Here is an 18945-nt window from a genome sequence, read left to right as displayed (position 1 = left end):
CGCGGAAACTCACTTTTTCAGGTAGCCTGAAAGCCTGGCTTTATCAAGGATAAATAGTTGGCAACCTTGCCTTATTTGCCACTTCTCCGGCAACCGCCATCAGACAGAACTTTACGTTATTTCAAAAATTGCTTTAAGTGTTGATTTAGATTAAGGTAAAATCACGCTGCTGCGAAATCTGCAGTATTTCGGTATTTTTACAGTATTAGGATGATTGAGTAATGAATAATCAAGAAATCAATCAGGAGAGGCGGCGCTTTTTGGTGTTGGCCACTGCCGGAGCGGCCGGTGTGGCCGCAGTGGGCGCGGCCACACCTTTTGTTGCCAGCTTTTTCCCCTCGGAAAAGGCCAAGGCGGCCGGCGCGCCGATCAACATCGACGTGAGCAAAATCGAAGCCGGCCAGCTGATTACGGCAGAATGGCGCGGCAAGCCGATTTGGGTGCTCAACCGCACGCCTGAGCAAATCAAGGATTTGGCCTCGCTAGACAGCCAGCTGGTCGATCCCAATTCCACGGCGGCAGACCAGCAGCCGGAATACTGCCAAAACCCTCTGCGCTCCATCAAGGGCAAAGACAATATTTGGGTGGCCATCGGCATTTGCACGCACTTGGGCTGTTCGCCCACCTTCCGCCCCGATTTGGCTCCGGCCGATTTGGGCGCAAACTGGAAAGGCGGCTTCTTCTGCCCGTGCCACGGCTCCAAGTTCGACTTGGCCGGCCGTGTGTATAAAGGCGTGCCGGCGCCCACCAATCTGGTGATTCCTCCTTATAAATATCTGTCTGAAACCACCATCCGCGTGGGCGAAGACAGCTGATACCGGGGAAAAAGACAATGACAAACCAAACCAATAATAAAGCCAAAGCATTGTTAGATTGGGTGGACGCGCGTTTCCCCCTGTCTAAAATGATGAAGGAACACGTAACCGAGTATTACGCCCCGAAAAACTTCAACTTTTGGTATTTCTTCGGTTCGCTAGCTTTGCTGGTGCTGGTGATTCAGATTGTCAGCGGCATCTTCCTGACCATGAATTACAAACCCGACGGCAATCTGAACCAATACCACCTGCCCGCTGCCTTCACCGCGGTGGAATACATCATGCGCGATGTGTCCGGCGGCTGGATTATCCGCTATATGCACTCCACCGGCGCTTCGATGTTCTTCGTGGTGGTGTATCTGCATATGTTCCGCGGCCTGATTTACGGCTCGTTTAAGAAACCGCGCGAGCTGGTGTGGGTGTGCGGCGCTTTGATTTTCTTGGCCTTGATGGCGGAAGCCTTTATGGGCTACCTGCTGCCTTGGGGGCAGATGTCGTTCTGGGGCGCGCAGGTGATCATTAACCTGTTTGGCGCGATTCCGGTTATCGGCCCGGATTTGTCCACTTGGATTCGCGGCGATTTCAACGTTTCCGACGTTACGCTCAACCGCTTCTTCGCCCTGCACGTGATTGCCGTGCCGCTGGTGCTGGTTGGCTTGGTGGTGGCGCATCTGATTGCGCTGCACGAAGTCGGCTCCAACAACCCCGACGGTGTGGAAATCAAAAAACTGAAAGACGAAAACGGCATCCCGCTCGACGGCATTCCTTTCCATCCGTATTACACCGTGAAAGATATTTTGGGTGTGGTGGTGTTCCTCATCGTGTTCTGCGCCATCATGTTCTTCGCGCCCGAAGGCGGCGGCTACTTCCTGGAAGCGCCAAACTTCGACCCTGCTAATTCGCTGAAAACTCCAGCACACATCGCCCCGGTGTGGTATTTCACCCCCTTCTATGCCATTTTGCGCGCCATTCCTTCTTTCGCCGGCACGCAGGTGTGGGGCGTAATCGGCATGGGTGCGGCAGTCATCCTGATTGCCTTGCTGCCCTGGCTCGACCGCTCGCCGGTGAAATCCGTGCGCTACCGCAACACCATTTTCAAAACCATGCTGGTGCTGTTCCTGATTGCCTTCATCGGCTTGGGGATTTTGGGTGCGCAGGTGGCCACCGATTTGAGAACGGAAATCGCCCAATCGTTCACGATTTTCTATTTCCTGTTCTTCCTCGGCATGCCGATTTACACCAGCCCAGAGCGCCCGAGCTTGGCCGCGTTTAAGCAGAAGCTGGGCGCCCAGCCCTTGGCTGCCTTGTTTGCCGCCGGCTGGGTGGGTGGGGTGTATTTGATTGCCCTTTTGGTGAGCATTTACGACCTGTACCTGCTTGCCCGCCTGTTCTTTGCCGATCCGTTCCAGATTCAAACGCTGATTATCCGCGTGTTCTCCGTGCTGTATATGGCGTTCTTCTTTGTGAGCACGCTGCTGAACACCAAACTGAATGTGGATAAAGCAGTGCCGGAACGCGTTACCATGAGCACCACGCGCCAGAAGATTATGTTCTTCGTGTATGCTGCGATTGCATTGGTGGGTGCTTATCTGTTTGCTGGCAGTATTTAATGGGAGCGGCAAAATGAAAAAATTATGGAAAAACTGGTTTGCCGCGCTGATTTTGGCCATGCCTTTGGGCAGCTATGCTGCCGGCGGCGGCAATTATGAGCATGTGGATATCGACTTGGGCGACCAAGTGAGCCTGCAACACGGCGCACAAATTTTCGCCAACTACTGCCTCTCCTGCCATTCGGCCAGCGGTATGCGCTACAACCGCTTGCAGGATTTGGGCTTGAGCGAAGACGAAATCCGCAAAAACTTGATGTTCACCACCGATAAAATCGGCGATGTGATGCATTCTTCGATGAATCCGGAAGACGCCAAACGCTGGTTTGGCGCCGAGCCGCCAGATCTCACCCTGATTGCCCGTTCGCGCGGTGCCGATTACCTGTATGCCTATATGCGCGGCTTCTACAAAGACCCAACCCGCCCCACCGGCTGGAATAACTTGGTGTTCGACAAAGTGGGCATGCCGCACCCCTTGTGGGAGCAGCAGGGCGTGCGCGCCGTGGAGCTGGACGACAAAGGCCAGCCCGTGATGGAGAAAGACGAGCACGGCAATCTGGTGCCCAAGCTGTATTGGGAATCCACCGGCCTGCATAGCCGCCGCCTGCCCAACGGCACGGTTGTTCAGAAAGAATACGATCGCTACGCCAAAGATCTGGTGGCCTATCTGGTGTATATGGGCGAACCCGCCCAGCTGCAACGCAAACAAATCGGCTATGGCGTATTGCTGTTCCTGTTTGCCGTTTTGCTGCCCTTGGCCTACTTCCTGAAAAAGGAATACTGGAAAGACGTACATTAAACTTGGCTGAAACAAACAACGCAGGCTGGAAACAGCCTGCGTTTATTATGGTCTATATAGTAAAGGCTACCTGAAAACCGATTCACCGTTTTCAGGTAGCCTTTTATGCTTGCATCTTTAGCTTATGCGAACACCAGCCTGTCGCCGTCGGCTTCCACTTTGATTGTGCTTTCAGGCACGTATCTGCCTTCGAGCAGGGCTTTAGCCAGCGGGTTTTCGATTTCCGACTGGATGGCGCGTTTGAGCGGGCGCGCACCGTAAATCGGGTCGAAACCGGCTTTGGCGATGATGTCCAGAGCGGCATCGGAAACGGAAAGGCGCAGGTTTTGTTTTTCCAAACGTTTTTCCAAACCTTTGAGCTGGATTTTGGCAATACTGCGGATGTTTGCCTGATCCAATCCGTGGAACACGACCACTTCGTCGATACGGTTGATCATTTCGGGGCGGAAGTGGGTTTTCACATCTTCCATCACCACTTCTTTCACCGCTTCGTAGTCATCCGTGCCCATCTGCTGGATGTGCTGGCTGCCGATGTTGGACGTCATGACGATGACTGTGTTTTTAAAGTCCACCGTGCGGCCTTGTCCGTCAGTCAGGCGACCGTCATCCAATACCTGCAAAAGGATGTTGAACACGTCGGGATGGGCTTTTTCCACTTCGTCCAACAGAATCACGCTGTACGGTTTGCGGCGCACCTGTTCGGTCAGGTAGCCGCCTTCTTCGTAGCCGACATATCCGGGAGGCGCGCCGATTAAGCGGGCAACGGCGTGTTTTTCCATGTATTCGGACATATCGATGCGGATGAGGTGGTCTTCGCTGTCGAACAGGAAGCCTGCCAATGCTTTGCACAATTCGGTTTTACCCACGCCGGTCGGGCCGAGGAACAGGAAGCTGCCGTAGGGTTTGTTCGGGTCGGCAAGACCGGAGCGGCTGCGGCGGATGGCATCGGACACGGCGCGCACGGCTTCGTCCTGACCGACCACGCGGCGGTGCAATACTTCTTCCATTTTCAGCAGCTTGTCACGTTCGCCTTCCATCATTTTGGACACGGGGATGCCGGTCATGCGCGATACGATTTCTGCTACTTCGTCCGCGCCGACTTCGGTACGGAAGAGTTTGTTTTGTTTTTTGCCGTCGGCATTGCTTTCTGCCGCTTGAAGCTGCGCACCCAATTTCGGCAATTCGCCGTATTCGAGCTCGGAGGCGCGGGCGAAGTCGCCTTGGCGTTTGGCCTGCTCGATTTTGACTTTAATGTCGTCCATCTGTTTTTTGATGTCGGCAGTGCTGGAGGAGGCGGCTTTTTCGGCTTTCCAGATTTCGTCCAAATCGGCGTATTCTTTTTGCAGGCCGTCGATTTCTTCGTCTATCAGCTCCAAACGTTTTTTGCTGGCGTCGTCGCTTTCTTTGGCCACGTGCATTTTTTCCATTTTGAGCTGGATGATGCGGCGGTCAAGTTTATCCATCTGCTCGGGTTTGCTGTCCAATTCCATTTTGATTCGGCTGGCGGCTTCGTCAATCAGATCGATTGCTTTGTCGGGCAGGAAGCGGTCGGTGATGTAGCGGTCGCTCAACTCGGCGGCGGCAACGATGGCGGGGTCGGTGATGTCGATGCCGTGGTGGATTTCGTAGCGTTCCTGCAAGCCGCGCAGGATGGCGATGGTGTCTTCCACGCTGGGCTCGCCGACCAATACTTTTTGGAAGCGGCGTTCGAGTGCCGCGTCTTTTTCGATGTATTGGCGGTATTCGTCCAAAGTGGTCGCGCCGATACAGTGCAGCTCGCCGCGCGACAGGGCGGGTTTGAGCATATTGCTCGCATCCATTGCGCCGTCGGTTTTGCCTGCGCCGACCAAAGTGTGGATTTCATCAATGAAAATCAAAGTATTGCCGTCATCTTTGGATAATTCGTTCAATACGGCTTTGAGGCGTTCTTCAAACTCGCCGCGATATTTCGCACCGGCAATCAAAGCCGCCAAATCCAACACCAGCAGGCGTTTGTTGCGCAAAGATTCGGGGACTTCGCCGTTCACAATCCGCTGCGCCAAACCTTCCACAATCGCGGTTTTACCCACGCCCGGCTCGCCGATGAGTACGGGGTTGTTTTTAGTACGGCGTTGCAGCACCTGAATCGCGCGGCGGATTTCGTCGTCGCGGCCAATAACCGGGTCAAGCTTGCCGTCGCGGGCGCGTTGAGTGAGGTCGGTGGTGTATTTCTTCAGGGCTTCGCGTTGGTCTTCGGCATTGGCATCGTTCACGTTTTGTCCTCCTCGAACCGCATCAATCGCGGCGTTGATATTTTGTTCGGTTGCACCGGCTTCTTTCAGGATTTTGCCGGTGGCGTCGTTCTGCTGCACCAAGGCAAGCAGAAAAAGTTCGCTGGCGATATAGGCGTCGCCGCGTTTAATGGCGGCTTTGTCCATCAGGTTCAGCACTGCCTGCAATTCGCGGCTGGGCACCATATCGCCGCCCTGGCCGGATACTTTGGGCAGGCTGCTTAATTGCTGCTGCAAACGCTGTTTCACCTGCGGCACGTTCACGCCCGCATGAGCCAGCAGCGCGGCAGCCCCGCTGTTTTGGTCGTCAAGCAGAGCCTTGAGCACAAAGCCCGCTTCCAGATAGCTGCTGTCGGCAGCCAAGGCCAAACTCTGCCCCTCTTGCAGGGCTTGCTGGAATTTGGCGGTGAGTTTATCAAATCGCATATTCGTTTTCCTTTGCTTAAATTTTGGTTCGCAGGCTATATGGGTTTGGAAGAAGGTTTGTCAAGAAGGAATCTGCTATTTTTGTCGGGTGTTCATGCAATCCGTTCTATTGGCAGGAAATAAATGCTATAGTGGATTCAATTTAAACTGCTACGGCGTTGGCTCACCTTGCCGTACTGCTTGTACTATCTGCAGCTTGCCGCCTTGTCCCGATTTAAATTGAATCCACTATAATGCCTGTTTTTCCCGCTATCGGAGCCACCCCTTGCCTGCCGCCCGCATCCAAATCGCCCTGCCGCCGCAATTCGATTTTGCCACCCGCCTGACCGTGGAAGTCGGCCACCTCAACTACGGCAACCATCTCGCCAACGACGCCGTGCTGCGCATGGTGCACGAAGCCCGCCTGCGCTTCCTAGCCGCGCACGGTTGCACCGAAACCGACATCTTCGGCGCCGGCCTGATTATGGCCGATGCCGCCGTGCAATACCGCGCCCAAGCCTTTCACGGCGATGAATTGCTCATTCAGGTAGCCCTCGGCGAAATCGGCCGCGCCGGTTTCCCTTTATTTACCAAGCTCACCCGCGAAGCCGACCAAGCCGAAATCGCCCGCGTGCAATGCGGCATGGCGTTTTACGACTACGCCGCCCAACGCCTCGCCCGCACCCCCGCCGCCTTCCGCGCACATTTCGCCCCAAACGGAGCAGGGCGATGACACAGCCGTGGACACAGCAAATCGAGCCCTGGCTGCACACTTTGCAACAGCAAAACCTCTCCGCCCACACCCAAGCTGCCTATCGCCGCGACCTCGCCTGGCTTGCCCGCTTCCAGCCCCAAGCCGAGCTCAGCCGCCCCCTGTTCACCGCCGCCCTGCGCCAGCTCACCCAAGAAGGCCAGCACCCCCGCAGCATCGCCCGCCGCCTCAGCGCCTGGCGGCAATTTTGCCGCTGGCTGGTGCAAAAAGGCTACCTGAAAGCCGATCCCACCCACGGCCTCAAAGCCCCCAAAGCCCCCGAACGCCTGCCCAAAGCCGTGAGCGCCGAGCCGCTCAACCAACTGCTTGACCAAACCCCCGGCAGCGAACTCAGCCAGCGCGACCTCGCCATCTTCGAGCTGCTCTACGGCAGCGGCCTGCGCCTTGCCGAAGCCTGCGCCCTCAACCTGGCCGACCTCGACCTGCAAAGCGGCTGGGTGGCCGTAACCGGCAAAGGGCGCAAACAGCGCCACGTCCCCCTCACCGCGCACAGCATCCGTACCATCCAAGGCTACCTGAAAACCCGAGCCGCCGCCCCCGGCGAAAACGCACTCTTCACCGGCCGCAGCGGCAAGCGACTCGGCAGCCGACAAATCCAAAAACGCCTGCAACAATTCGCCGCCCAACACGGCAGTCCCCACCTCAGTCCCCACATGCTGCGCCACAGCTACGCCAGCCACCTGCTGCAAAACGCCCGCGACATCCGCGCCGTGCAAGAGCTGCTCGGCCACAGCCAGCTTGCCACCACACAGCACTACACCCGCCTCGACTTCGACCACCTCGCCCGCGTGTACGACGATGCCCACCCCCGCGCCCAACGCCAATCCGGCACGCCCGAAGGCAGTCCCCCGCAAGACGAAAGCGAAACCGACTAAAGCCAGGGCAAAGCAATAAACGGCTACCTGAAAAGTTTAGCTTCGCAGAAACCCGCTATGCTGCGTTTTAACTTCGTTGAAGCTTGCGCTTTCAGGTAGCCTCATCATCGGCGGACTATGCGGACAATTCGCGAGGGGCGGCTATTCCACCGCAACCGGCAGGGTACGCGTGGACAGGATTGAGCGAACCTACCCGAACGGCACATACGATGCCAAAGTCTCCATCTACGATCCCAAAACCGGGCGGTATGTGCCTAAAGCCGGTAACGGCGTTTCCACCATGTTCCCGGATCATTGGTCGGTGGATAGGATTAAGGTGGAAGGAGCTAGGGCTTTTGAGAATGGAAATCGTGTAAAAGGAACAACCCATAAATTTCGAGGTGATTCTCCTTCGGGAATAAAAATAGAGTGGTTCGTTGATAAAAATAGCGGACGTATCACTAATTTCTATCCACAAAAAGGTAAGTAATTATGAAACTTATTTATGCGTATTGGTTTAATCCTGGTTATAATCAACATGAACCAATTTGTTTATCATATGAGGCAAATGAACGTAACTTGCCTAGTGAACCAGATCATACAACAGATTTTGAAGAGGAAAGGATACTGGCAGCTTTGTTAGGTAATTCTGATTCATTATATTCTGCTCCATTTGCCAAAGATAAATTGAACAACCCATCAGTTAAGCGCCAGCTTATTAGTACTGAAGGATGGGATGCAGAAATTGTCGGCGATGAAGTGCAGATGCGATTTGCATTTGCATCAGAAGATCCGGAGGATGAGGATTATCAACCGATCTTATTCCTCCCTCGCAAGGAGGTAGCGTATGCCATGGAAAAATGGTTAGCATTTCTGCAGCGGGATATTGACCCGAACTATTCGGAAATCATCGATACCAAAGAAGCCTATCGCTAGCTTGCCCTGTTTTTTAACACGCCCATCCTTGATTGCGTTCCAACTCAAAAAGGCTACCTGAAAAATTTTAGCTTCGTAGAAACTCGCGGAGATCGTTTTAACTTCTTTGAAGCTTGCGCTTTCAGGTAGCCTTTTCATTGTCTTAATCGGAAGCGGTAGCCCAACGCCAATCGGCGCAAGATGCAGCCCATGCCAAGATTCCAAACCAAACCGTCAGCCATGCCGCGAATGGCGGAAAACGGCATGCTGTTCCTTGCAGGTAAGCGCTTGGCGGAACTCACACAAATATCACGTTTGCTCCGCTGAAATTCGCTTCGCCCGTTTTTCAGGTAGCCTCCCGAAGCCTTGCCTCCGGGCTTCGGCTATTTGCCAGAGGGCAAACAATCCGCCGCCGGTGCGGATGCGTTGGCGCAGGCGAGCGGGGCGGCTGGGCTTTCGGCGGCAGCGGGGCGGTTGCCGCCCTTGGCGGGGGCAGGCGGGGCTTCGGGGGCGGCGTGTTCCGACAAGGCGGCCAGCATGCGCTCGTAGTCGGGCGATTGGCGCATGAGCACGCGGGCGGCTTCTTTCAGGTTGTTCACGTCTTCGCGCGGCAGGTAGAAGCTGGTGGAGATATTGAGCACGTTTTTGCGCAGGGAGGAATCGGGCAGGTCGCGCAGGCTGAGGTTGATAAAGTGCAGGCTGATGGGGCGGCCTTTGCCTTGGGCGCCGGCGTTCCATTGGTCGGCCACGGCGCGGACGCGGCGCAAGGATTCCTGCGAGTTTTGGTCGATGGGCACGTTGATGATGGCGCCCAGCACGTCGGAGAGGCCGGGCACTTTGGCGCTTTGGTCGATGCTGCTGTCGAGCTGGTTTTGCGCGTTTACGCTGATCACGATGATTTTGCGTATGTTTTGGTTGGCCATCTGCCGTTGCAGGGTTTGGCTGGGGTAGATTTCGGTGGCATCCAGCAGGCCGCGCAGGCCGAGGTTGTCGGTGAGGCCGCCGTCGAGCAGGTGGATGTAGGGGCGTGCTTTGCTGTTTTGGTAGAGCTCGAGCTGCTGGCTGATTTCGCGGCGGGTTTGGCTTTGCTGCTGCCCGCTGCTGCCATGCTCGAGGGCGTATTGCAGGCGCGGGGGCAGGGTGTAGCCGCAGTTACCGCCGTTGTTGTTGAGGGTGATGGGGCTGAACACCACGGGCACGGCGCTGGAGGCGGCCACGGCGCGGGCAAGGCGCAAATCGGAAAGGTTTAGGCACATGATGTCGAAAAATTCCTGCGTGAAATCAATGCGCTTACCCACCGACATATCGGTGGCGGACACCACGGCAAACGGGCCTTTGCGCCGCCGCGCCAAATCGCCGAAGGTGGCGTGGCCGAACAGGGTGCTTTCAAACTGCTCCTGCAATAAGTCGCCGCGGCCGAATTCGGGCGAGGTGAGGCGCGGCAGGTTGCCGAGGGAGAATATTTGGCGCGACACCTGCCGTTGGAAATTCTGCTTGAGAAACTGCTGCTCGAAGGCGGGAATGGTGTCGCGGCCGTGCAGCGAATAATAGGTGGCCAGCACCGAGCCGCCGGATACGCCGTACACCAAATCCACGCTGTCGAGCAGCGGCTTTTCGCGCCCGCCGATGTGCACCCGCTGCTTGGCTAGCTCTTCCAGCACGCCGTAGCCCAAGGCCGCCGCGCGCGTGCCGCCGCCGGAAAACAGCAGCACCACAAACACGTCGTCATCCTGCTGCGCCATGCTTTGCTCCAAGCGGTAGCCGCTGTTGGTGTCCACTTGGGAGATGGTGGCCACCGGCCGGTAGTTCACCAGCGAGCAGGCCGAGAGCCACAGCAAAAGCCCCTCTGCCGCCATCCGTTTCAGCATTCCGCCGTATGCACTAATCCGCATTGCAACCCTTTCCAATCATTCAAACCATAATGCAGGCTACCTGAAAAATAGAAAAACCGTTTTTCAGGTAGCCTCAAGCGCATTATAGCAAAGCCGTTGGCGCCGGAGGCTACCTGAAATCCCGCCCGTAATGACACGCCCGGCGCCGCAAGGTAAGATACGCGCTTTCCATCCGGCCTATCCGATATGACCATCCCTGCCAATATGCTGGCCGCAGTAGACCTCGGCTCCAACAGCTTCCGCCTGCAAATCTGCACCAACCACAACGGCCAGCTGCAAATTATTGATTCCATAAAAGACATGGTGCGCTTTGCCGCCGGGCTGGACGAACACAAACGGCTCGACGAAGCCGCCCAAGAGCGCGCGCTCGCCTGCCTGGCCAAATTCCACGAACGCCTGCGCGGCTTCCCGCCCGAGCAAGTGCGCGCCGTGGCCACCAACACCTTCCGCGTGGCCAAAAACATCGCCCCCTTCATGCCCCGCGCCGAAGCCGCCTTGGGCTTTCTCATTGAAATCATCGCCGGGCGCGAAGAAGCCCGCCTTATCTACACCGGCGTTATCCACACCCTGCCGCCCGGCAGCGGGCAGATGCTGGTGGTGGACATCGGCGGCGGCTCCACCGAATTCGTAATCGGCAGCGCGCTCCAGCCTGAGATCACCGAAAGCCTCAACCTCGGCTGCGTGAGCTACACCCTGCGCTTCTTCCCCAAAGGCAAAGTGTCCGCCGAATCCTTCAAGCTCGCTGTTAACACCGCCCGCAGCGAAATCCAGCGCATTGCCAAGCTCCTGAAAACCACCGGCTGGCAGCTCGCCGTGGGCACTTCCGGCACCGCCCGCACCCTGCGCGACCTCATCGCCGCCGCCAACCCCGAAGACAACCGCATCACCCGCACCACCCTGCAACGCATCAGCCAGCGCCTCATCGAAGCCGGCAGCGCCAAAAAAGCCAAATTCGAAGGCATGAAGGCCGACCGCATCGAAGTGTTTGCCGGCGGGCTGGCCGTGATGAGCGCCGTGTTTGCCGAGCTCGACATCGACAGCATGAGCGTAACCGACGCCGCCCTACGCGACGGCGTGTTCTACGACCTCATCGGCCGCCAGCTCAACGCAGACATGCGCGACCAAACCATCGCCCGCTTCCAAGAGCGCTACCATGTGAGTGCCAACCAAGCCGAGCGCGTTGCCACACTCGCCGCCCAGTTTTTCGATATGCTCGCCGAACACGAGCCCGAAAAAGAACGCCGCTACTGGCAGCAATACCTGCGTTGGGCCGCCCTCGTGCACGAAATCGGCACCGACATCGCCTACCCCGCCTACCACAAACATTCTGCCTACATCCTCGAGCAGGCCGACATGCCCGGCTTTTCTCGCCAAGAGCAGCGCATTCTTGCCACTCTCGTGCTCGGTCAGCGCGGTGACCTGAAAAAAATGGTCGAGCTGCCCGTTAGCCCCGCCATGTGGCTCGCCATCGCCGCCTTGCGGCTTGCCGTTTTGTTCTGCCGCGCCCGCCTGCCCATCACCCTCCCGCCCGGCACCTGCCTGAGCTACGAAAACAAACACTACACCCTCGCCATCAGCCGCCAATGGCCCGAAGAGAACCCCCTCACCGCCGGCGCCCTGGCCGACGACGCCGCCCAATGGCGCAAAATCGGCATCCGTTTCGGGCTCCTGCTGCAATAGCAGCCCGCGCACACACAGTTCAGCTTTAGGCAGCCCTGAGCGAGCTCGGCTGCACACAGAAAGGCTACCTGAAAAATATCGCGTCCATTTGCGCGGACCATTTTTCAGGTAGCCTTCCTGCCCCGCAAGAGACTACCTGAAAACCAAAGCTTCACTCAGCCCGGCACCCACAAAATTTCCTGCCGCTGCCACTCCGTTGCAGGTAAAATACCATCTATGTCCTCCTCTAAGGAAACCGCCATGAAAGCCCTGATGAAACCCGCCCTCGCCATCCTCATCGCCGCCGCCCTCGCCGGCTGCGGCAAAGAAGACACCAAACCCGCCGTTACCCTCAGCTGCGAAGCGCCTGAAGCACTCGAGCAGCTCAAGGCCCAAATCCAAGCCACCGCCTTCCCGCCTGCCGACCACGAGTTGCCCACCCCGCAGGCCGGTGCCGCCGAAATTCAAGCCGCACTCGAGCAGCTCGGCTTCGAAATCACCGACATCCGCACCACCCAAGCCGCCTCCGAAGGCAGCAAACAGCTTGCTTGCGAAGCCACCCTGCGCTTCGCCCCCAAAGCCGACGCCCAAGCGCGCCTGAAGCAAAGTATTTCCGACTATATGGAAATCAACGAAAGCGACGGCATCGAATACAACGAAATGATGACCGCCGGCGACCCCACCCTCAAGCCCGACGGCCAAGGCGGCTACATCCGCCCGCTCAGCTACAGCGTGAGCCAAACCGACAGCGGCGACAAACTCGTGATCAACGTAGACAGCAAAGCCGCCTCCTCCGGCCTGCAACCGCCGCTGGCCTTCTACCTCGCCGCCCCCGATTTAGCCAAACAAGTGGCCGAAATCCGCCAGCAAACCGCCGCCGAAGAAACCCGCCAGCAAGAGCTCAGCGCCCTCGACCAAACCCGCCTGCAAGCCCGCATCGAGCTCTTGCGCACCGAAAACAAACAGGCGCACGACAACCTCAACAAAGCCTGGCAAGCCCTGCCCGCCGCTGCCCAAGCCTCGCTCAGAGATGCCCAAAACCAATGGAACCGCGTGCGCGCCAGCCAATGCGCCTACCAAAGCAAGGCCGACGCCACCGACCCGCTGGAGCAGGAAGCCCTGCGTATTGAGTGCGACACCCGCGAAGTGCAGCAGCGCATCCCCAACCTCAAGCAGGAAGCCGAAGACTACACCGGCAACCAGCTGGCCGAAGCCACCCAGCGCGCCCAAGCCGCCCAGCAGGAATTGCGCAACGTATGGCAGAGCGTGCCCGCCGACGTGAAAGACATCATCGGCCAAGACTACCAATCCTGGAGCGCCAGCAGCGCCGCCAAATGCGCCCAGGCAGGCCAGCAGGCCGGCGGCGGCAACAGCGGCCAGCTCGCCCGCCTCGAATGCACCGCTGCCGAAGCCCGCAGCAAAGCCAGAGAACTGCGCGGCTACGTTTCCCAATAACCGCCCCACTAAAGGCTACCTGAAAAATATCCGCTTCCGCCAAGGCATTGCTTTCAGGTAGCCTTAACCCCTCCACACACCATGAACCTCACCGAAACCCATCTCTCCAGCGAACCCATCTTCGACGGCAAATTCGTCACCATCGCCCGCGACACCGTGCGCCTGCCCAATGGCAACCAAAGCTACCGCATCGTCATCCGCCACCCCGGCGCCGCCTGTGTGCTCGCCGTTACCGCGCAAGACGAAATCGTGCTTGTGCGCCAATGGCGCTACGCCACCGGCCAAGCCCTGCTCGAACTGCCCGCCGGCAAGCTCGACCCCGGCGAAGACCCGGCCCTGTGCGCCGCGCGCGAGCTCGAAGAAGAAACCCCATACCGCGCCCAAAGCGTGCGCCTCCTGCACACCTTCTACACCGCCCCCGGCTTCTGCGACGAAAAAATGTACCTCTACCTCGCCGAAGGCATCACGCCCACCAGCACCCGCGAGCCCGACCCGGACGAATTCGTCGAAACCGTATTGCTTTCCCGCCAAGCCGTGCGCGAAGCCATCGCCGCCAACCAAATCCAAGACGCCAAAACCCTGATCGGCCTGCAATACTGGCTGCTCAACAGCCCGCCCGCCGATTAAGGCTACCTGAAAAACAGCTTGGGTCATCATCCAAACTGCCCACTAAAAAGGCTACCTGAAAAACCAAAGGCTACCTGAACCATGCGCCAATTCACCCTCAGCACCGAAAACGGCACCCTGCTCGGCTTCCTCGTGCTCACTGCTGACAGCGGCGACGAGCCCCAATCCGGCCACGCCATGCTCCAGCTGCACGAAGCCCCGCTGCCGCCCGCCGATGCCGCAGCTGCCCGCGCGCTCGCCGCCCTGGCCGGCCAAATGCTCGCCTGGCAGCCGCAGGGCGAGGGCATCGCCTTATACGATGCCGAAGGCAGCCCCGCCGCCGACATCCGCCAGCAATACCTGCGCCTCGGCGGCCACACCCTGCTGCTCACCGATTTGGAAGGAAACCTTTGATGGACAGCGTGTTTATCCTCATCCCCATCAGCATTGTGCTGGCCTTCATCATCGGCTACTTTTTCTGGTGGTCCGGCCACAGCGGCCAGTTTGACGATTTGGAAGGCCCCGCCCACCGCATCCTGATGGACGACGATTCCGCCCACCCCGCTTCCCCTCCCCCGCAGGACAAACCATGAATTCCGGCTTCAAATTCGCCACTTCCCGCCGCTTCGCCCCGCTGTTCGGCACCCAGTTTCTCGGCGCGCTCAACGACAACCTGTTCAAAATCGCGCTGGCCACCATGATCAGCTTCTACGGCCTGGGGCAAAACGGCCTCATCGAGCCGGCGCAGATGATCAATGTGAGCGCCTTGCTGTTTGTGCTGCCGTTTTTCCTGTTTTCCGCGCTCTCCGGCCAGCTGTGCAACAAATACGACCGTGGCCGCATGGCGGTGGTGGTGAAGGTGGCCGAAGTGCTGATTATGATGCTGGCCACGGTGGGCTTCCTCATCCAATCGCTGTGGCTGCTGCTTTTGTGCATTTTCCTGATGGGCCTGCAATCCACCCTGTTCGGCCCGCTCAAATACGCCGTGCTGCCCGATTATTTGGACAGCAAGGAGCTGATTGTGGGCAACAGCCTAATTGAAAGCGGCACCTTCCTCGCCATCCTCTTCGGCCAGATTATGGGCACGATTTTGGGCGGCATCGGCGGCGTGGCCGTATCCGTGTTTCTGCTGCTGATTGCCGTGGGCGGGCTGGTGGCCAGCATCTTCATGCCGCGCGTGGCGCCGAAAACGCCGGATGCCGAAATCGACTGGCACATCCGTTCGCAACTCGAAAACCATCCTGAAACAAGCCTTTGCCGATAAAGATATTTATGCCGCCATCATCGGCATTTCCTGGTTTTGGTTTATCGGCGCGGTCTATACCACCCAGCTGCCCACCTTCACCAAGCTGCACCTGGGCGGCAACGACAATGTGTTCAACCTGATGCTCACGCTGTTTTCCATCGGCATCGGCAGCGGCTCGGTGGTGTGCGCCAAACTGAGCCACCGCAAGCTCAATCTGGGCTGGGTGGCGGTGGGCACGGTGGGCATGGCCGTGTTCGGCCTGTTGCTGGTGGCGCTCACCCACGGCGCGCGCTATCAGGAATACGGCGGCATCGGCAGCTTCCTGCTGCGCGGCGATGCTTATGCCGTGATGCTGTGCATCGTGCTGCTCGGCTTTTGCGGCGGCTTCTTCTCCGTGCCGCTCTACACTTGGCTGCAAACCGCCAGCAGCGAGGAATTCCGCGCCCACGCCATTGCCGCCAACAATATTGTGAACGGCTTCTTCATGGTGGCCGCCGCGCTGATTTCCGCCGTGCTCATCCAGCTGTTCGACAGCATCAACCTGCTGTATCTCATTGTGGCGGTGGGCAATATCGTGGTGTTGGTGTATCTGCTGAAAATCGCCCCGCCGATTGGCGAGGGGGTGAGGAAGTGGTTTGGCAAAGAAGAAGAGTGAGTTTGCTGATTTCAGGTAGCCTGATTGGTATTGAGGCTACCTGAAAACGCAGCTTCACGAAGTGAAGCGATGTTTTGCGAAGCTAAAAATAAAACCGGCCGAATCGGCCGGTTTTTGCATGGCGGGCGGGATTACAGGCTCCACACATAGTTGAGCCATTCGTTGTCCTGCTCGGCGCCGAGGCGGGCGTAGAAGCGTTGGCCGCCTTCGTTCCACGGGGCAACCGTCCATTTGATTTGCACGCAGTTGTGTTTCTGGGCTTCTTCCTTCAGCGCGAGCATCAGCTTTTCGCCGATTTTCTGGCCGCGGTAGGCTTCGTCCACATACAGCTCTTTAATATATACGGCGGGGCGGTTGTGCAGGGTGTAGGGCAGGAAGTAGTACACAATCATGCCGGCCAGCTTGTCGCCGTCGGCAGCCACGAAGCTGTAGAAATCGGGCGGGTTTTTGCGGAAGCCGCTGTTCACCACCACTTCGGGGGTGATGGCGAAGGCATCGATGTATTTTTCGAACACGGCCAGGCCTTTCATCAGCTCCCACAGTTGCGGAGCGTCGCTTTCCACGGCTTTACGGATCACAATGCTCATGTTTTGCTCCTATGCAGTTAAACGGGAAATCCGGGCGTAAATATACGCCGCCGTATGGCAAAAGGCTACCTGAAAAATGGATGGGGATGAACGGGGCTTCGCCCGACTCCGGCCGTAGCTCGGGTTAGGCTGCAAGGCGCAACCCAACGGTTGACTAACGATTTTTCAGGTAGCCTTTGCATGGGTTGAGGCTACCTGAAAAACCAAATCAGCCGGTTTGCAGGGCGCATCATCAAAACGCTTGCGCTGTTCCGCGTTACTGCGGCGGCGGGCTAAACAGCGGGTTGAAACCGTCCATTTCCAAGGCCTGCGCATAATCGGGCACGGGCGCATTTTCCGGCAGGATGCCGTGCAGCAGGCGGATGTGTTCCACCCGGCATTCGGCCATCAGGTCGAGGAAGTTGTGCAGCACGCCGTCTAGCGAATCGGCGGACGAGAGCTGCCAGCGGAACACCTGCGGCACCAGGCCGTAGCTGCTGTCGGCGGTGCTGAAGCTGAAGGCAATCTGCCCGCCTTCCTGCGCCGCCACGGCCACGCCCACGCGCGGGCTTTGCAGGCGCACGGCGCGGATGGCGTTGGCGGCAAATACATCCAGCGCCATGCGTTGCCGCATCTGGCTGCCGCTGATGATGGCGGAGAGCGGCGCGGCGGGGTCGAGCGGGTTGGCAAACAGGGTGAGACCGGGCGCGGCGAGCCGCTCCTGCCAATACTGCATCAGCGGCAGCGCGGCCTGGCCGAGCTTGCCGGCGGCTTCGGGCGCGCCGTAGCCCAGGGCATACACCACATGCACGCTCTGGCCGGCGGGGATGGCGATGTTGTCGGCGGCGGGCAGCCCGGCAGCCAAGGCTTGGGCGGCGGCGCGGCTCTGTTTGGCGGCAAACCATTGCGTCAGCTTGATTTGGCTGATTTGCTCGGCGCCGAGCAGCGCGGGCAGCCATTCGGTGTGCGCCAGAGGACGGGTGGTGTCAAACTCGGCCAGCTTGGCATTGAGCGCGGCGGCATCGAGTGCGGCGGGCAGGGCAAGGGCTTGCTTGCAGCCGGCCACCAGCACCACGGGCAGGGCAATCCAGCCGCATTCTTCGGCGGTTTTCGGCTGCAACACATGCTCCATCGCCTGCCACAGGGCGCGGTAGGCAGCATCGCTCGGCGCCATGCTCAGCGCCACGGAAAGCGCGGTGAGCTGGCGCGTGTGCAGCATTTGGAAAATCAGGCTGTGCAGGGTGTCGCGCGAGAGGGTGGCCTGGGCGCGGGAACGGCCGGTGGCCACGGCTTCGGCATGCAGCAGCAGCTCGTTTTTCACCGGTTCGGCGGGGTAGGGGCGGGGATCGGGGAGGAGGCGGAGGTTCATGATGATGGCGATGGGCTAGGGTTGGGGGTGGGAACGGTGTTGCAGCATGTGCATGATGAGCCGGATGAGGGTGTCTTTTTGCGCGGGCGCGGATTCGGCCACCAACAGGGTGAGCGCGGCCAAGCCGGTGTCGTTGATGACGGCGCGGCCGCTTGCATCGAACAGGCGGCGGTTTTGGTGTAGGAAATCAACAAACAGGAAGGCGCCGCTGCGTTTGTTGCCGTCGGCAAAGGGATGGTTTTTCACGATGAAGTAGAGCAGGTGGGCGGCTTTGCTTTCGATGCTGGGGTAGGCGGGTGCGCCGAATACGCTTTGCGAGAGATTGCCGAGAATGGCGGCCAAGCCGTCTTCGCGTTCGCGGGCAAACAGTTCGCTGGCTTCGCCGCGGGCGATGAGTTCGGCTTTGAGCTGGCCCAGGGTGAGGCGCGCGGCTTCGGGCGTGGGCAGGCTGCCGCCGTTTTCGCCCGCCGGCTCTTGCAGCAGGCCTTCGTCGTATTGTTGCAGCCAGAGGAAGGTGTGGGTGTAGCGGCTGACGATATCGACCAAGCCGCGGCCGGCTTCCAGGGTGAGGGCGGGCGAGGCGGCGGTGGTTTGAATCAGCTGCAAGGCGTGTGCGAGCTCGTCGGCGTTTTGCTTTAGGCGTTGTTGGTTGAGCGCGTAGCCTTTGAGCAGGTAGTCTTTCAGGCGGGCGGTGGCCCAGCGGCGGAAGGCGATGCCTTGCGCTGATTTGATGCGGTAGCCTACGGAAATGATGGTTTCTAGGTCGTAGAAGGTAACGGGACGGTCGGCGGAAGCAATTTGCATTTTTTGCAAATTGCTTTTTTCGCTGATTTCTCCTTCGTCTAGTGCATTACGAATATGACGTGAAATAACAGAGACATCACGCCCGAATAGGGTAACCATTTGCGCTTGCGACAGCCATACGGTGTCGGTGTCGAAGCGGACTTCCACTTGGGTCTGCCCGTCTGCGCTTTGGTAGATTTCGATGGGGTTGTTCATGCGTTTGATGTGGTGATGGTGGGATGAGGCTACCTGAAAAATTTGGCCTCACTATTTTTCA

17 protein-coding genes and 1 pseudogene are annotated in these 18945 nt (G+C 58.5%); 13 read left to right on the top strand and 5 right to left on the bottom strand.

From position 1 onward, the window contains the following. The first annotated feature begins 221 nt into the window (after positions 1-221). The 3 genes from petA to A7P95_RS04540 are packed head-to-tail and all read left to right on the top strand — an operon-like array spanning position 222 to position 3221. A complete protein-coding gene (gene petA, locus A7P95_RS04550; protein WP_067591845.1) occupies positions 222-815 on the top strand; it encodes a ubiquinol-cytochrome c reductase iron-sulfur subunit in 594 nt (197 codons plus the stop codon). A 17-nt stretch (positions 816-832) separates the two neighbouring features. Continuing rightward, positions 833-2425 carry a cytochrome b gene (locus A7P95_RS04545; protein ID WP_425387462.1) on the top strand — a complete coding sequence of 531 codons (1593 nt, stop codon included), beginning with the start codon at positions 833-835 and terminating at the stop codon, positions 2423-2425. Between the two features lie 13 nt (positions 2426-2438). Beyond that, the gene (locus tag A7P95_RS04540; protein ID WP_067591842.1) at positions 2439-3221 is read left to right on the top strand and encodes a cytochrome c1; all 783 of its coding nucleotides are present in this window, start codon (positions 2439-2441) and stop codon (positions 3219-3221) included. 122 nt (positions 3222-3343) lie between these two features. Here the strand turns inward: A7P95_RS04540 and clpB are convergent, their stop codons facing one another. Then, complete coding sequence (gene clpB / locus A7P95_RS04535) at positions 3344-5917, bottom strand: ATP-dependent chaperone ClpB (RefSeq protein ID WP_067591839.1); 2574 nt, start codon at positions 5915-5917, stop codon at positions 3344-3346. A gap of 265 nt (positions 5918-6182) precedes the next feature. On the opposite strand from clpB, the gene A7P95_RS04530 reads away from it, so the two are divergent. The 4 genes from A7P95_RS04530 to A7P95_RS11550 all read left to right on the top strand — a co-directional run bounded on the left by A7P95_RS04530 (position 6183) and on the right by A7P95_RS11550 (position 8458). After that, positions 6183-6629, top strand: a complete 447-nt coding sequence (locus A7P95_RS04530) for an acyl-CoA thioesterase (protein ID WP_067591836.1) — start codon at positions 6183-6185, stop codon at positions 6627-6629. Continuing rightward, the gene (locus A7P95_RS04525; protein ID WP_067591833.1) at positions 6626-7543 is read left to right on the top strand and encodes a tyrosine-type recombinase/integrase; all 918 of its coding nucleotides are present in this window, start codon (positions 6626-6628) and stop codon (positions 7541-7543) included. The genes A7P95_RS04530 and A7P95_RS04525 overlap by 4 nt, the downstream gene beginning before the upstream one ends. 76 nt (positions 7544-7619) lie before the next feature. After that, positions 7620-8012 (top strand): EndoU domain-containing protein, encoded by a 393-nt coding sequence (locus A7P95_RS11090; RefSeq protein WP_225748558.1) that lies wholly within the window; start codon positions 7620-7622, stop codon positions 8010-8012. A 2-nt stretch (positions 8013-8014) separates the two neighbouring features. Further along, positions 8015-8458, top strand: coding sequence for a DUF5376 family protein (locus A7P95_RS11550; RefSeq protein ID WP_156503498.1), 444 nt, complete (start codon positions 8015-8017; stop codon positions 8456-8458). Between the two features lie 362 nt (positions 8459-8820). Here the strand turns inward: A7P95_RS11550 and A7P95_RS04520 are convergent, their stop codons facing one another. Next, positions 8821-10329, bottom strand: coding sequence for a patatin-like phospholipase family protein (locus A7P95_RS04520; RefSeq protein WP_067591830.1), 1509 nt, complete (start codon positions 10327-10329; stop codon positions 8821-8823). A 186-nt stretch (positions 10330-10515) separates the two neighbouring features. On the opposite strand from A7P95_RS04520, the gene ppx reads away from it, so the two are divergent. From ppx to A7P95_RS04490, 6 genes and pseudogenes are all read left to right on the top strand, one after another. Continuing rightward, positions 10516-12009, top strand: coding sequence for an exopolyphosphatase (gene ppx, locus A7P95_RS04515; protein WP_067591827.1), 1494 nt, complete (start codon positions 10516-10518; stop codon positions 12007-12009). Positions 12010-12249: 240 nt separating this feature from the next. Further along, complete coding sequence (locus tag A7P95_RS04510; protein ID WP_067591824.1) at positions 12250-13443, top strand: lysozyme inhibitor LprI family protein; 1194 nt, start codon at positions 12250-12252, stop codon at positions 13441-13443. A gap of 81 nt (positions 13444-13524) precedes the next feature. Continuing rightward, a complete protein-coding gene (locus A7P95_RS04505; protein WP_067591821.1) occupies positions 13525-14070 on the top strand; it encodes an NUDIX hydrolase in 546 nt (181 codons plus the stop codon). Positions 14071-14151: 81 nt separating this feature from the next. Then, a complete protein-coding gene (locus A7P95_RS04500; protein WP_067591818.1) occupies positions 14152-14463 on the top strand; it encodes an HLGFF motif protein in 312 nt (103 codons plus the stop codon). Next, entirely contained in the window at positions 14463-14642 is a 180-nt protein-coding gene (gene ccoS / locus A7P95_RS04495; protein ID WP_067591815.1) for a cbb3-type cytochrome oxidase assembly protein CcoS, read from the top strand. The genes A7P95_RS04500 and ccoS overlap by 1 nt, the downstream gene beginning before the upstream one ends. Then, positions 14639-15950: pseudogene (locus A7P95_RS04490) on the top strand (MFS transporter). The gene ccoS and the pseudogene A7P95_RS04490 overlap by 4 nt, the downstream one beginning before the upstream one ends. Before the next feature lie 131 nt (positions 15951-16081). On the opposite strand, the gene A7P95_RS04485 reads toward A7P95_RS04490, so the two are convergent. The 3 genes from A7P95_RS04485 to A7P95_RS04475 all read right to left on the bottom strand — a co-directional run bounded on the left by A7P95_RS04485 (position 16082) and on the right by A7P95_RS04475 (position 18884). Continuing rightward, complete coding sequence (locus A7P95_RS04485; protein WP_067591812.1) at positions 16082-16537, bottom strand: GNAT family N-acetyltransferase; 456 nt, start codon at positions 16535-16537, stop codon at positions 16082-16084. A gap of 256 nt (positions 16538-16793) precedes the next feature. Continuing rightward, the gene (locus A7P95_RS04480; RefSeq protein WP_067591809.1) at positions 16794-17885 is read right to left on the bottom strand and encodes a conjugal transfer protein; all 1092 of its coding nucleotides are present in this window, start codon (positions 17883-17885) and stop codon (positions 16794-16796) included. A 15-nt stretch (positions 17886-17900) separates the two neighbouring features. Next, complete coding sequence (locus tag A7P95_RS04475) at positions 17901-18884, bottom strand: virulence RhuM family protein/type II toxin-antitoxin system death-on-curing family toxin (RefSeq protein ID WP_067591806.1); 984 nt, start codon at positions 18882-18884, stop codon at positions 17901-17903. Positions 18885-18945: the final 61 nt, after the last annotated feature.

Source organism: Eikenella longinqua, from assembly GCF_001648355.1.
In the GTDB taxonomy this organism is placed as follows: Bacteria; Pseudomonadota; Gammaproteobacteria; order Burkholderiales; family Neisseriaceae; genus Eikenella; species Eikenella longinqua.
Note: the sequence above shows the minus strand (reverse complement) of the source record. Positions and strands in the feature narration are given on the sequence as shown.

Coding starts and splice junctions, on each gene's coding strand:
- petA (WP_067591845.1), top strand. CDS start 222: ATGAATAATCAAGAAATCAATCAGGAGAGGCGGCGCTTTTTGGTGTTG.
- A7P95_RS04545 (WP_425387462.1), top strand. CDS start 833: ATGACAAACCAAACCAATAATAAAGCCAAAGCATTGTTAGATTGGGTG.
- A7P95_RS04540 (WP_067591842.1), top strand. CDS start 2,439: ATGAAAAAATTATGGAAAAACTGGTTTGCCGCGCTGATTTTGGCCATG.
- clpB (WP_067591839.1), bottom strand. CDS start 5,917: ATGCGATTTGATAAACTCACCGCCAAATTCCAGCAAGCCCTGCAAGAG.
- A7P95_RS04525 (WP_067591833.1), top strand. CDS start 6,626: ATGACACAGCCGTGGACACAGCAAATCGAGCCCTGGCTGCACACTTTG.
- A7P95_RS11550 (WP_156503498.1), top strand. CDS start 8,015: ATGAAACTTATTTATGCGTATTGGTTTAATCCTGGTTATAATCAACAT.
- A7P95_RS04520 (WP_067591830.1), bottom strand. CDS start 10,329: ATGCGGATTAGTGCATACGGCGGAATGCTGAAACGGATGGCGGCAGAG.
- ppx (WP_067591827.1), top strand. CDS start 10,516: ATGACCATCCCTGCCAATATGCTGGCCGCAGTAGACCTCGGCTCCAAC.
- A7P95_RS04510 (WP_067591824.1), top strand. CDS start 12,250: ATGAAAGCCCTGATGAAACCCGCCCTCGCCATCCTCATCGCCGCCGCC.
- A7P95_RS04505 (WP_067591821.1), top strand. CDS start 13,525: ATGAACCTCACCGAAACCCATCTCTCCAGCGAACCCATCTTCGACGGC.
- A7P95_RS04500 (WP_067591818.1), top strand. CDS start 14,152: ATGCGCCAATTCACCCTCAGCACCGAAAACGGCACCCTGCTCGGCTTC.
- ccoS (WP_067591815.1), top strand. CDS start 14,463: ATGGACAGCGTGTTTATCCTCATCCCCATCAGCATTGTGCTGGCCTTC.
- A7P95_RS04485 (WP_067591812.1), bottom strand. CDS start 16,537: ATGAGCATTGTGATCCGTAAAGCCGTGGAAAGCGACGCTCCGCAACTG.
- A7P95_RS04480 (WP_067591809.1), bottom strand. CDS start 17,885: ATGAACCTCCGCCTCCTCCCCGATCCCCGCCCCTACCCCGCCGAACCG.
- A7P95_RS04475 (WP_067591806.1), bottom strand. CDS start 18,884: ATGAACAACCCCATCGAAATCTACCAAAGCGCAGACGGGCAGACCCAA.